The sequence below is a fragment of the Nocardia sp. MH4 genome (assembly GCF_019266065.1).
In the GTDB taxonomy this organism is placed as follows: Bacteria; Actinomycetota; Actinomycetes; order Mycobacteriales; family Mycobacteriaceae; genus Nocardia; species Nocardia canadensis.
Window position 1 is genome coordinate 1 of the sequence record NZ_LPNR01000125.1, and the last position, 12,763, is coordinate 12,763.

The window sequence follows — 12,763 nt, forward strand, 5'->3', positions numbered from 1 at the left end:
GGGCGCCGGGGCCTGTGCCAGCGGGGCGGCCGGGGCTGGCGCGGCGGACGACGGTCCGGTGGCGCCGCCGGGAAGGCCGACGCCCGAGGACGACGAGCCGGGCAGGCTCGGCCCGGTCGGCGAGGACAACCCCCCGCCGGTACCGCCCGCGGTCGTGTCGCCGGGCACCTTGATGCCGTCGCCGAGCCACTTGCCGTAGTCGTCGAGCTGATCGCCGACCTGGCCGACCTGCGCGGTGACCTTCATCTGCGAGGTGAACCACACGCCGTCCAGGCCGGCGTGCGCGTCGATCTGCCATTCGGTGTTCACCATCGCGCCGAAGCCGTCGAACATGTCACCGATGCCGTCGAACAGTCCGTCGCCGGGCTGACCCGCGCCGGGCACGCTCGCGCCGGGCAGGCCACCGGGCGAACCGGGCAGGCCGATGCCGTCATAGCCGGGGATGCCGATGCCGTGGCCGGGCAGCCCGTCGAAACCGGGAATGCCGATCCCGTGACCGGGCAACCCGAAGGCGGGCGTCTCCGGCAGGCCGAACGGGTTGTCGGTGTCGGTGTCGCCGAGACCGCGGCCGGGCGTGGTCGGTGCCTGCGCGTAGCCGGGGATGCCGAAGCCGCTGGAGGGATGGCTGTCGGAGCCGGGAATCCGCAGCTCCCGCTCGTCGTCGGAGCCGGGAATCTGTGGGCGCCAGTCGGATTCGGTGGCTCGCGCGACCATGGTGACGTCGGCCGGAGCAGGCGCGTGCGGAGCGAACGGCGTGTGCGGCACCGGATGTGGGGCGGGCACGTCGGCGAGGTCGGGGAACGTCACGACCGGGCTCGGCGCGTCCGGGCTGGGGTCGGAGGGGTACTGCGAAGACCAACCGGCGACCCGGCTGTCGGCGTTGCTGGTGCCCGGGGTCGTGTCGGGACCGGTGCCGTTCGCGGCGACCAGGGCTCCACCGGTGACGTAGGCGCCCGCGCGTGCTACCCGCGCGACACCGTTGGCGACCCGGTAGGCCGTGTCGGTCCCCTCCGCGCGCGCAGCATCGTCATCGAAAGGCAGATCACGCGTCATCAATGCTCCAACACTCGCATCACTGTCGACCCCCCACCACGAACGAGGCGAAGTGAAGATCATCCAACACTATTACCCGGAGGCCGAACCGTTGTTTCGTCCAGAACGGTTGGTACCACCTTATGGCGAGCAACAGTTTTCGGCGACCCGGTGGAATCGGGGGGTTCACGATCCCAAGAGAACTCTAACGATTGCTCAACGGTCCCTGAAGATCGGCTGCTTAGCGTCGGTTTCGCCGGTCGCACCGATCGGCGAAACCCCCTCGGAGGAGTCCCGCCCATGACCGTATTCACCGCCCGCCGCCGTTCCCGTGCCGCCGCCCTGGTCGGCGGCACCGCACTGCTGACCGCGACGATCGCCGCAGTGGCCGGCGCCGCGACCGCCGATCCCGCCGTGACCAGGGAAATCGGGCCCGAACGGACGCTGATCATCTGCTCGGCGCCCGGTACTCCCGCCCGGCCCCTGCCGCCGGAGGGCGCGCGCATCCACATCGAGCGCTACGAGGGCGCCCCCGCGGCACCGCTGCCCGCCCTGCCCGGACATCCGGGCGACCCGGCCGTCGAGGCGCCGGGCGACTGCCGCGACGTCGACCCGGGCGAGGCGCCGGGTGGCGTTCTCGTGATCCGCCCGCCGCACGTGCGCTGACCAGGAGAAACGAGGGATCGAACTAGGGTGAGCGGATGACCGGACAGCAGATCTTGGTCGTCGACGACGAGGTCAGGGTACTGGCCTCGCTGCGGCGCGGCCTGGAACTCTCGGGCTTCGACGTCGTCACGGCCGGTGACGGCGCCGCGGCGCTCGCCCTGGTGCGTTCCACCACCCCGGACGCCATGGTGCTCGACGTGAACATGCCCGAACTCGACGGCGTCGGCGTGGTGACGGCCCTGCGGGCGATGGGCAACGACATCCCCATCTGCGTGCTCAGCGCCCGCAGCGCGGTGAGCGACCGGATCGCGGCACTCGAACGCGGCGCCGACGACTACCTCACCAAACCGTTCGACCTCGGCGAGCTGATCGCCCGGCTGCGCGCGCTGCTGCGCCGCAGCGCGGCAACCGCTGCGCCGCAGGGCAAGACGGTGCGGGTGGGCCGGGTCGAGATCGATCCGGCCGGGCACCGGGTGCACGCGGCCGGACGACTGGTCGAACTCACCAAACGCGAGTTCGAGCTGCTGGCGATGCTCGCCGACAACGTCGGCATCGTGCTCGGGCGCGAGCAGATCCTGTCCGCCGTCTGGGGTTACGACTTCGCCACCGACACCAATGTGGTCGACGTGTTCGTCTCGTATCTGCGCCGCAAGCTCGAGGCCGACGGCGTCGGTCGGGTCGTGCACACGGTGCGCGGCGTCGGATTCGTCCTGCGCGAGCGCCCGTGAGGACCGGGTCGTGGTCGTTGCGAACGCGGGTGGCCGTGGTGTCGGCGTTGGTCGCCGCGCTGGTGGCGATCACCCTGGGACTCACCTATGCGGCGCTGCTGAAGGTCGCGGGCACCCGGCAACTCGATCAGACGGTATCGACGATGAATGTCCGGGTGGTGCAGCGCGTCGACGGCGTCCCCGCGCTGCCGATCCCGCTCCCGGCGGACGAGCGGACGGTCCCCGGCACCCCCGAACCACCGGTGGTGGCAGCGCCGGGCAATCCGTCCGACACCGCGCTGGCCAAGGTCCAGGGCGCGCCGGGCCTGCTGGTCCGGCTCGATCCCGATCGTGAGCTGGTCGACGCCGCGATCACCCGCAGCCAGCTCATCGGCTTGGGCATCGGCGTCGGTGGGGTGCTGATCGCGGCCGGATTGGGTTGGGTGCTGGCCGGTTTCGCGGCGCGCCCGCTGCGCAGGCTGGCCACCGCCACCCACGAGATCGACACCCTCGACGAGTTGCCACCGCTGTCGGGCCGTGGTGCCAGGGAGGCCGAGGAACTCTCCGACGCCATCACCCGGATGCTGGCGCGCCTCGAGACCGCGCACGGTGAGACCAGGCAGGCGCTGGCGGGCGCGCGCGATTTCGCCGCGGTCTGCGCGCACGAACTGCGCACCCCGCTCACCGCGATGCGCACCGATTTGCAGGTCCTGGCCGGTGCCGATCTCCCGGCCGAGCAGCGCGACGCCGTCCTGTCCGATGTGCTGGCCGCCGAACGCCAGATCGAACGCACCCTCACCGATCTGGAGCGCCTGGCCGTCGGCGAGCTCACCGACGCGGGCGCGTTCGAGCCGTTCGAACTCTGCGAGACTCTCGATCGCGCCGTCCAGAACGCCCGGCGCGCGCAACCCGGCGTCGACATCGCGCTGACCGCGTGCGACCCGGTTCCGATCACCGGCCTGCCCGGCGGGATCCTGCTGATCGTCACCAACGCCGTCGCCAACGCGGTCCTGCACGGACATGCCACCGAGATCGCGGTCGCGGCACACGCGGACGCGGACGGGATCGAGATCACCGTCGACGACAACGGCACCGGGGTACCGGAACACCTGTCCCCCACCGCTTTCGACCGCTTCGCCAAACGGCCCGGCTCCCCCGGCTCGGGTCTGGGCCTGGCGCTGGTCCGGCAGCAGGCCGAATTGCACGGCGGCACGGCCGAACTCACCGAAAGCCCACTCGGCGGGACGCGCCTGCTGGTGCGCATCACCGCCGAGCCGGGGTGAACGGGGTGGGAACTACTTGCCCTTGGGCTTGTCCGAGGCCGCGTCCGAGGACAGCGCGGCCACGAAGGCTTCCTGCGGCACGTCGACCCGGCCGATGGTCTTCATCCGCTTCTTGCCTTCCTTCTGCTTCTCGAGCAGCTTGCGCTTGCGGCTGATGTCACCGCCGTAGCACTTGGCGAGCACGTCCTTGCGGATCGCCCTGATGTTCTCGCGCGCGATGATCTTCGAGCCGATCGCGGCCTGGATCGGCACCTCGAACTGCTGACGCGGGATGAGTTCGCGCAGCTTGGAGGTCATCTTGTTGCCGTAGGCCTGGGCGGCGTCCTTGTGCACGATGGCACTGAACGCGTCGACAGCCTCGCCCTGGAGCAGGATGTCGACCTTCACCAGCGCCGACGACTGCTCGCCCGCCTCCTCGTAATCGAGCGAGGCGTAACCGCGCGTGCGCGACTTCAGCGAGTCGAAGAAGTCGAAGATGATCTCGGCCATCGGCAGCGTGTAGCGCATCTCCACGCGCGTCTCCGACAGGTAGTCCATGCCGAGCAGCTCACCGCGACGGCTCTGGCACAGCTCCATGATGGTGCCGACGAACTCGCTGGGCGCGATCACGGTGCACTTGGTGACCGGCTCGAAGGTCTGGCGCACCTTGCCCTCGGGCCAGTACGACGGGTTGGTGACGATGTGCTCGGTGCCGTCTTCCATGACGACCCGGTAGATCACGTTGGGCGCGGTCGAGATGAGGTCGAGGCCGAACTCGCGTTGCAACCGCTCGCGGGTGATCTCCATGTGCAGCAGGCCGAGGAAGCCGCAGCGGAAACCGAAGCCCAGCGCCACCGAGGTCTCCGGCACGTAGGTCAGCGCCGCGTCGTTGAGCTGCAGCTTGTCCAGCGCGTCACGCAGATCCGGGTAGTCGGAGCCGTCGACCGGGTACAGGCCCGAGTAGACCATCGGGCGCGGTTCCTGGTAGCCGGCCAGCGCCGAGGTGGCGCCGTCGCGCGCGGAGGTGACGGTGTCACCGACCTTGGACTGACGCACATCCTTCACACCGGTGATCAGGTATCCCACCTCGCCGACGCCGAGTCCCTGGGTGGGCTTCGGTTCGGGCGAGACGATGCCGATCTCGAGCAGCTCGTGCTGCGCGCCGGTCGACATCATCTTGATCTTCTGGCGCGGGGTCAGCTTGCCGTCGACCACCCGGACATAGGTGACCACGCCACGGTAGGTGTCGTAGACCGAGTCGAAGATCAGCGCGCGAGCCGGGGCATCGGCGTCACCGACCGGCGGCGGCACCTCGGCGATCACCTTGTCCAGCAGCTCACCCACACCCACGCCGGTCTTGCCCGACACCCGCAGCACGTCGTCGGCCTCGCAACCGACGATGTGGGCGATCTCGGCGGCGTAGCGGTCCGGGTCGGCGGCGGGCAGGTCGATCTTGTTCAGCACCGGGATGATCACCAGATCGCGTTCCATCGCCAGGTACAGATTCGCCAGCGTCTGCGCCTCGATGCCCTGGGCGGCGTCGACCAGCAGGATCGCGCCCTCACAGGCCTCGAGCGCGCGCGAGACCTCGTAGGTGAAGTCGACGTGGCCCGGGGTGTCGATCATGTGCAGGACGTAGTCCTGGCCGTCGACAGTCCACGGCAGGCGCACGTTCTGCGCCTTGATCGTGATGCCGCGCTCGCGCTCGATGTCCATCCGATCCAGGTACTGGGCGCGCATGGCCCGTTCCTCGACCACACCGGTCAGCTGCAGCATCCGATCGGCCAGGGTCGACTTGCCGTGATCGATGTGCGCGATGATGCAGAAGTTCCGGATCCGGGACGGATCGGTGAACGTCGTATCGGCAAAACTGGAAGCCACTCCACTCCTCGAGGGGTATCGGCGAACTGCGTCTATCGTCCCATGCGTCGAATCGCCGCCTTGTCACCGGTGCACCGAAGCGTGCGTCACCGTTATATTTCAGGGATGGCCAGCAGTTGGAACACTCTCGGTAAGCAACTCGGCGTCATCGCCAAGGAGCAGGGACCGAAGATCGTGCGCAAGCAGGGTCCACGGCTGCTCGAGAAGCTGGTGGGGGCGCTGGCGGCCAAGCCGGAACCCACCGTCGCGGTGCGCCCGACCGCGTCGACGCCGGTGCCCACCGCCCACCGCGCCCGGCAGATCGTCTACTGCCCGCAGCTCGACGGACGCGCCGACCCGGGCGAGATCGTGTGGACCTGGGTGCCCTACGAGGAGGACCCCACCAACGGCAAGGACCGCCCGGTGCTGGTCGTCGGGCGTGACCGCAAGACCCTGCTCGGGCTGATGCTGTCGTCCAAGCCCGACCGCGCGCACGATCACAACTGGGTCGGGATCGGTTCGGGCCCGTGGGACCACGACGGCAGGCCCAGCTGGGTCCGGCTGGATCGAGTGCTGGACGTGCCGGAAGACGGCATCCGCCGCGAGGGCGCGATCGTGGAACGCAAGACCTTCGACCTGGTCGCGCATCGGCTCGTCGCCGAATACCGCTGGAGCTGAGCGAGACTGCGAAGCCCCGATCCGGTACTCCGAATCGGGGCTTCGTCGTCGGCGCGTCCTGCGCTAGCTCAGGACGTCCCTGGATCGCCCGAAGATCAAGCCGTAGACCAGCGCGCCCAGAACCCCGCCGAGCAGCGGGAAGACGATGAAAGCCCACACCTGGCCCATCGCGCCGTCCTGGTAGGGCGCCACGCCGAGACTGCGCGCCGGGTTGACCGAGGTGCCGTCGACCGGGATCGAGATCAGGTGGATCACCGCGAGGGTGACACCGATGGACAGACCGGCCAGCGGCACATCGGAGATCTGATCGGTCGAGGCGAGGACCACGAACACCAGCAGCGCGGTGAGCATCACCTCGATGATGATCATCGCCGCCATCCCGTACCCGTTCTGCACCACGACCTCGCCCAGCGGCCCGGTCACCGCGGACGGACTGTGTGCGCCCCAGCCGTTGGCGCCGAGCCCGTCGACCGCCCGATCGTAGGACGGCAGGTTCTTGGCCAGCGCGAACAGCACGAGACCGGCCAGGAATCCACCGATCAGCTGGGCGATCCAATAGCCCGCGGCCGACGCGGCCGTCAGCCTGCCGAGCAGGAGTTGACCGAGGGTGACCGCGGGATTGACGTGACAACCCGAGATCGGTCCGATCGCGTAGACGAGGAACATCAGCGACAGACCGAAGGCGAGCGCGATACCGAGCGCGCCTACTCGTTCACCGGCCAGGACCGCGGTGCCCACACCACCGATCACGAGTATGAAGGTGCCCAGACCCTCGGCTACCCATTTCTTGACTTCGGGGACGACTTCGGGTTCGACCAGTTCCTGTGCAGTGGGAGACATCTGCCACCACCTCTCCGAGAGGACTTGTCCCCGCGGCAAGGCGGGGTTCCGCACGAGCGAACTGGACATTACGCGAGGCGGGTCACCTCTACAACGACCTCGAGGTCCGTCGAGCCGCCGCCGGAGAAGACACCTTTCAGCGGAGGCACATCGGCGTAATCGCGCCCGACCCCGACCGAGACGTGCTGCTCGTTGACGGCGAGGTTGTTCGTCGGGTCGTAGCCCCACCACTGCCCGGTCCAAGCCTCCACCCAGGCGTGCGACTGGCCTGCCACGGTCTCGCCGATCTCGGCGCCCGGCTTCGGATGCAGGTAGCCGGAGACGTACCGGCTGGGAATTCCCATGCTGCGCAGCAACACCAGGGTCAGGTGGGCGTAGTCCTGGCAGACACCGCGCCGCTCGGCGAAGGCCTGCAACGCCGAGGTGTGCACCGAGGTGGTGCCCGCGATGTAGTCCATCTCCTTGTGCACCCATTCGGCCGCGCGCACCACCGCCTTGGCCGGTTCCTCGCCCCGGGACAGCTGCCTGGCCACCGTCGCGAGCTTGCGATCGCGCGGCACATAGGAGGTGGGACTGAGCATTTCGTCGAAGCGGTCGACGATCGGACCGCTGCGCAGGTCGTCCCAGCTCAGTTCCTCGGTCGGTTCCGCGAACGGCTCGGTCTCCACCACCGAGGACCCGGTCACCTCGAGTTCGGTGTGCGGTGCGTGCAGGTCGAACGCGGTGACCGCGGTGCCCCAGTAGTCGGTGTAGCGATACGACCTGGTGGCCGGCACGGTTTCGACGCGATTGAGGATCACGTTCTGCCTGCTGTCGGCGCGCGGCGTCAGCCTGGCCTCGTTGAACGAGCGCGTCACGGGCGCGTCGTAGACATATCCGGTGGTGTGCACCACCCTGATCCGCCAGCTCACAGTTCTCCCTCCACCTGCACGCGGCCGTCGGAACTGCTGCGCACATCGGTCCACGCCACCCAGGGGGCGGCGTGGAAGTACTGGCGTGACACGGCCTCGCTGACCTCGCGGCACGATTTCTGCAGCGCGAGCAGTCTGCTCTGCAAGTCCTCCAGCAGCACCCCCGGCGGCAGGAATTCGAGTTCGCTGCGCGCCCGGCCGAGCACCCGCTGGGCCTCGTGACGCGCGCCGACGCGACTGCCGGGCCGCTGGTCGAGTTCGGTCAGGCAGGCCTCGGCGACGCGCAGCGTGTGGAACACCGAGCGCGGGAAGAGCCGGTCGATGAGGATGAACTCGGCGACCCTGGCCGCGTCGAGCGCGCCGCGGTGGGTGCGCAGATAGGTGTCGTGGGCGCCCGCCGAGCGCAGCACCGTCACCCAGGCCGGCGAGGAGGTGCGGTCGCCCGCGCGCGAGAGCAGCAGCCGCACCATCATGTCCACGCGTTCGATGGAGCGGCCGAGCAGCAGGAAACGGTAGCCGTCGTCGCGCGAGAGCGTCGAGTCGGTCAGTCCGGTGAACATCGCCGCGCGGTCCTTGATGTAGGAGAAGAACTCGTGCGGGCCGAGGCCGCGCGCCGCCTTCTCCGCCGTCGCCAGCCCGTTGTAGGTGGCGTTGAGGCACTCCCACATCTCGCTGGAGGTGACTTCGCGTGCGCCGCGGGCGTTCTCGCGGGCCTTGCCGATGGAGTCGCTGATCGAGACGCCGTGGTCGTGGCTGAACGCGACCAGGTCGGTCACCGACCACACGTCCAGGCGCAGCCCCTCCGGCGGCTCGATGCCGAGCACCTTGAGCAGGACCCGGGAGGTGCGGTCGGCGTCGACGGTGGCGTCTTCGAGCAGTTGATGCACGGCGACGTCGAGGATGCGCGCGGTGTCGTCGGCGCGCTCGACATATCGGCCGATCCAGTAGAGGGATTCGGCGTTGCGAGCAAGCATGTGTGTCAGTCCCCGATCAGCCGCTGCGTCTGTTGTTGTTGCTGCTGTTGCTGATTGGCCTGCGGCGCGCTGAGTTCGCGACCGATTTCGAAGGAGTCGGCCTGCGGCGGATCGCTCACCAGTTCCGGACCGGCCAGTTCCCGGTCGACGAGGCCGGAGCGACCGGCCAGCACCCAGGTGTCCTTACTGCCGCCGCCCTGGCTCGAGTTGACCACCAGCGAGCCCTCCGGCAACGCGACCCTGGTCAGCCCACCGGGCAGCACCCAGATGTCCTCGCCGTCGTTCACCGCGAACGGGCGCAGGTCGACGTGCCGGGGCGCGAGATCGTTGCCGATCTTGGTCGGCACGGTCGACAGCTGCACCACCGGCTGGGCGATCCAGCCGCGCGGATCGGCCTTGACCTTGCGCTTGACCGCCTCCAGCTCGCGCGGGGACGCGTCGGGCCCGATGACGATGCCGTAGCCGCCGGACCCCTCGACCGGCTTCACCACGAGCTCGCCGACCCGGTCGAGCACCTCCTCGCGTTCGTCGTCGAGCCAGCAGCGGAAGGTGTCGACGTTGGGCAGGATCGGCTTCTCGCCGAGGTAGTACTCGATGATCGTGGGCACATAGGTGTAGATGAGTTTGTCGTCACCGACGCCGTTGCCGACCGCGCTGGAGATCACCACGTTGCCCGCGCGGGCGGCGTTGAGCACGCCGGCCACGCCGAGCACCGAGTCGGGGCGGAAGTGCATGGGGTCGAGGAAGGTGTCGTCGATGCGGCGGTAGATCACGTCGACCTGGCGCTCGCCCGCGGTCGTGCGCATGTAGACGACATTGTCGCGGCAGAACAGGTCACGCCCCTCGACCAGCTCGACGCCCATCTGCCTGGCCAGCAGCGAATGCTCGAAGTAGGCGGAGTTGTGCACACCCGGGGTGAGCACGACGACGGTCGGGTCGGCCTCGTTGGGCGCCGCGGAGGCCCGCAGCGCCCGGAGTAGGTGCGTGGGATAGTCGCCGACCGCGCGCACCCGGTGCGAGGAGAACAGGTCGGGGAAGACCCGGGCCATCGTGCGCCGGTTCTCCATCACATAGGACACCCCCGACGGCGAGCGCAGGTTGTCCTCGAGCACCCGGAAGTCGCCGCGTTCGTCGCGCACCAGGTCGATGCCCGAGACATGGATGCGCACCCCGTTCGGCGGGACCAGGCCCGCGGCCTCGCGGTGGAAGTGCTCACACGAGGTGACCAGCCGCTTGGGGATCACCTGATCGCGCAGGATGTTCTGCTCGCCGTAGACGTCGGCCAGGAACAGCTCCAGCGCGGTGACCCGCTGTTTGATGCCCCGCTCGAGCTTGGCCCACTCGGCGGCGGCGATCACCCGCGGCACCAGATCCAGCGGGAACGGCCGTTCCTGCCCCGACAGGGAGAACGTGATGCCCTGATCGATGAATGCCCGGTCCAGCGCGTCGGAGCGTTTGGCCAGGTCGTCTACGTCGTTGGCGGCCATCGCGGCGTGAATGCCTTTATACGGCGCCCGCACTCGTCCCGCCGCGTCGAACATCTCGTCGAACGCGTCGGCGAAGCGGCCCGGGCCGTACCCCTCGAACAAACCGGCGTGCGCGTTCACCGGATGCCCGTTCGTTCTCACCAACGCCGGTGATGCAGATCGAGCCGTACTCGGCGCTGTGGTGGAGGTCATGAGAAAAACTGTGCATCACCCGGCAGCAGGGTCGTGTGAGACACAGGTAAATTTCTTGCATCACCTGAAATGGATGAAATCAGCGGAGCCGGGGGCCGGTCGATCGGAGCCCGATTTCGCCGGGCGGTGCCGAGCTGGTAACCTCGATCTTCGGCGCGGTGTTACCCGTAGTTCAGCACCATCTGCTGCATCGTGGGCGCGCGCCCGACGAGCTTTCGAGACATACCACCCAGCGACAGGAAACCAGAGGATACAGGCGTGGCCAACATCAAGTCCCAGATGAAGCGGATCCGTACCAACGAGGCGGCGCGCAAGCGCAACCAGTCGGTCAAGTCCGCGCTGCGCACCGCGATCCGCAACTTCCGTGAAGCTGCCGCCAGCGGTGACAAGGAAAAGGCTGCCGAGCAGCTGCAGTTCGCGAGCCGCAAGCTCGACAAGGCCGCTTCCAAGGGCGTCATCCACGCCAACCAGGCGGCCAACAAGAAGTCCGCGCTCGCGCTGGCTCTGAACAAGATCTGATCGGAGCGGGTCCACCCGCTCAGCAATACTTCGCAAGACGCAGCCGCCGTGGCCTCGATGACCACGGCGGCTTTTGTCGTCGGCTACCATTCCGCGCATGCTGACGGTGTACGCGAATCAGACGGTGGTACGAGGCGACGACCTGGCCGAGGTGATCCGCGCCGCGGAGATCCTGGGCATCGGACTCAAGATCGAGAATGTGATGGTCCCGGACGAGGACGGCGGCTTCGCGGCCGCCTGGATCGTCACCCGCGAGGACGAGGTCCCGCTCTACGAGGAGTGGGAAGGTCGCTACGAGGATCTCGAGGACGACGAGGAGCTCGCCGTCGTCGGCGACTGATCAGTTCACACAGGGGATCCGCCCCGAGGTGATGTCGCTGCGGACCGGCTTGCCCGCGTCGGGGGTGTCCGTCACCGGCGTGGTCGCGCTGGTCTGCCAGGCACCGGTGGACGTCTCGCCCGGCCAGGCGGCGGGCGGTTCGGTCCGCGCCGTTGTTCGCCGGGTCGTCGTCGACGCGGGTGCCGGCATCCCGAACGCGGCCGCGATCTCGCGGCGGATCGCCGCTCGGTCCACGATGTTCACGTCCTGCCCGTTGATCACGTCGTAGCGCAGGATCGGCAGGGTGCGGAATTCCACCTGCGGGTCTTTCGCGCTGCCGAGGGTGCGCACGAACTCGGTCATGTTCCAGCCGTCCGACAGGACGATATTGCGGTGCGCCACCTCCATCAACGCCGACAGTTTGCCGGGGTCGGTCAGGGTGCCCGCACTACGCAGCTGCCCGGCGACCGAGGTCAGAAACGCTTGCTGGCGGTGGGTGCGGTCCAGATCGCCGTTCTCCAGCCCGTGCCGCTGCCGCACGAAGGCCAGCGCCTGGGCCGGATCGAGATGCTGGCGGCCGGCCGGGAAGTTCGCGCCGGAGAACTCGAGGTCCTGCACCGGATGGTTCAGGCACACCTCCACCCCGCCCAGCGTGGCGGCGAGATCGTAGAAACCGGCGAGGGTGATCTCGGCGAACCGGTCGATCGGCACTCCGGTCAGATCACGCACCGCCCGCACGATAGAGGCCCGCCCCGCCTCCCTGCCCGCCTGTTCGAGCTGGCGCTGATCGGTGACGCCGCGTGCGATCAGCTGATCCTGCACCGCGGCCTTCTTCAACCCGTACGCCTCCTTGATCTTGGCGTGGGTGTAGCCCGGGATGCCACTGACCGGCACGTAGTCGTCACGCGGAATCGACACCGCGACGATCTTGTCCAGCGCGGCCGGAATATGCACCAGGATCAGCGTATTGGCGTTGTAGCCGCCCTCGTCCCCGTCGCCGGCGTGCAGCTGATCCAGGATTTCCGTCGGCAGCTCGTTCCCGTTCTGATCGCGCCGGGTGTCGAGCCCGATCAGCAGGATGTTCAGATCCCCGCCGAGCGAGTGCGGCGCGTCGTCCTCGATGGCCTGCGAGCGCAGGAACCCGGCGTCGAAACTGCCTGCCGTCGACCACCCGTACGCGGTGACAGCCACCACCAGCGCCGACATCCCGGCGGCGAACCCCTTCCCGAATGCCCTGGCCCACCGGCCCGCCGAACCACGAGCGCGTCGACTGCTCCCGCGCTCCCCGGTCCGGCTGACAGTCGGCTCGTCCATGT

Annotated in this window: 12 protein-coding genes and 1 pseudogene; 6 read left to right on the forward strand and 7 right to left on the reverse strand. The window is 68.7% G+C overall.

Annotated elements, in window-relative coordinates; all coding sequences use genetic code 11:
• A pseudogene (locus ATM97_RS28845) lies at positions 1 to 1,053 on the reverse strand (hypothetical protein); the annotation flags it as partial.
• 279 nt (positions 1,054 to 1,332) lie between these two features.
• On the opposite strand from ATM97_RS28845, the gene ATM97_RS28850 reads away from it, so the two are divergent.
• The 3 genes from ATM97_RS28850 to ATM97_RS28860 are packed head-to-tail and all read left to right on the forward strand — an operon-like array spanning position 1,333 to position 3,688.
• Entirely contained in the window at positions 1,333 to 1,698 is a 366-nt protein-coding gene (locus ATM97_RS28850) for a hypothetical protein (protein WP_218721353.1), read from the forward strand.
• A gap of 35 nt (positions 1,699 to 1,733) precedes the next feature.
• Positions 1,734 to 2,426, forward strand: coding sequence for a response regulator transcription factor (locus ATM97_RS28855; protein ID WP_218721354.1), 693 nt, complete (start codon positions 1,734 to 1,736; stop codon positions 2,424 to 2,426).
• A 38-nt stretch (positions 2,427 to 2,464) separates the two neighbouring features.
• The gene (locus ATM97_RS28860; RefSeq protein WP_308248658.1) at positions 2,465 to 3,688 is read left to right on the forward strand and encodes a HAMP domain-containing sensor histidine kinase; all 1,224 of its coding nucleotides are present in this window, start codon (positions 2,465 to 2,467) and stop codon (positions 3,686 to 3,688) included.
• Positions 3,689 to 3,700: 12 nt separating this feature from the next.
• On the opposite strand, the gene lepA is transcribed toward ATM97_RS28860, so the two are convergent.
• Positions 3,701 to 5,548 (reverse strand): translation elongation factor 4, encoded by a 1,848-nt coding sequence (gene lepA / locus ATM97_RS28865; RefSeq protein WP_218721356.1) that lies wholly within the window; start codon positions 5,546 to 5,548, stop codon positions 3,701 to 3,703.
• 105 nt (positions 5,549 to 5,653) lie between these two features.
• Between lepA and ATM97_RS28870 the strand changes: the two genes are divergently transcribed.
• A complete protein-coding gene (locus ATM97_RS28870; RefSeq protein ID WP_218721357.1) occupies positions 5,654 to 6,205 on the forward strand; it encodes a type II toxin-antitoxin system PemK/MazF family toxin in 552 nt (183 codons plus the stop codon).
• Positions 6,206 to 6,268: 63 nt separating this feature from the next.
• On the opposite strand, the gene ATM97_RS28875 is transcribed toward ATM97_RS28870, so the two are convergent.
• The 4 genes from ATM97_RS28875 to ATM97_RS28890 form a co-directional block, all read right to left on the reverse strand.
• On the reverse strand, positions 6,269 to 7,045 hold the full coding sequence (locus tag ATM97_RS28875) for an aquaporin (protein ID WP_218721358.1): 777 nt from the start codon (positions 7,043 to 7,045) through the stop codon (positions 6,269 to 6,271).
• A 68-nt stretch (positions 7,046 to 7,113) separates the two neighbouring features.
• Positions 7,114 to 7,956, reverse strand: coding sequence for a transglutaminase family protein (locus ATM97_RS28880; RefSeq protein WP_218721359.1), 843 nt, complete (start codon positions 7,954 to 7,956; stop codon positions 7,114 to 7,116).
• The gene (locus ATM97_RS28885; RefSeq protein ID WP_218721360.1) at positions 7,953 to 8,930 is read right to left on the reverse strand and encodes an alpha-E domain-containing protein; all 978 of its coding nucleotides are present in this window, start codon (positions 8,928 to 8,930) and stop codon (positions 7,953 to 7,955) included. Before ATM97_RS28885 ends, ATM97_RS28880 begins: the two co-directional genes overlap by 4 nt.
• A gap of 5 nt (positions 8,931 to 8,935) precedes the next feature.
• Complete coding sequence (locus tag ATM97_RS28890) at positions 8,936 to 10,471, reverse strand: circularly permuted type 2 ATP-grasp protein (protein ID WP_255588616.1); 1,536 nt, start codon at positions 10,469 to 10,471, stop codon at positions 8,936 to 8,938.
• Between the two features lie 396 nt (positions 10,472 to 10,867).
• Between ATM97_RS28890 and rpsT the strand changes: the two genes are divergently transcribed.
• Both rpsT and ATM97_RS28900 read left to right on the forward strand, forming a co-directional pair.
• The gene (gene rpsT, locus ATM97_RS28895; RefSeq protein ID WP_019045815.1) at positions 10,868 to 11,128 is read left to right on the forward strand and encodes a 30S ribosomal protein S20; all 261 of its coding nucleotides are present in this window, start codon (positions 10,868 to 10,870) and stop codon (positions 11,126 to 11,128) included.
• Between the two features lie 97 nt (positions 11,129 to 11,225).
• Complete coding sequence (locus ATM97_RS28900; protein WP_218721361.1) at positions 11,226 to 11,468, forward strand: hypothetical protein; 243 nt, start codon at positions 11,226 to 11,228, stop codon at positions 11,466 to 11,468.
• Here the strand turns inward: ATM97_RS28900 and ATM97_RS28905 are convergent, their stop codons facing one another.
• The gene (locus ATM97_RS28905; protein ID WP_218721362.1) at positions 11,469 to 12,761 is read right to left on the reverse strand and encodes an LCP family protein; all 1,293 of its coding nucleotides are present in this window, start codon (positions 12,759 to 12,761) and stop codon (positions 11,469 to 11,471) included.
• Positions 12,762 to 12,763 lie beyond the last annotated feature (2 nt).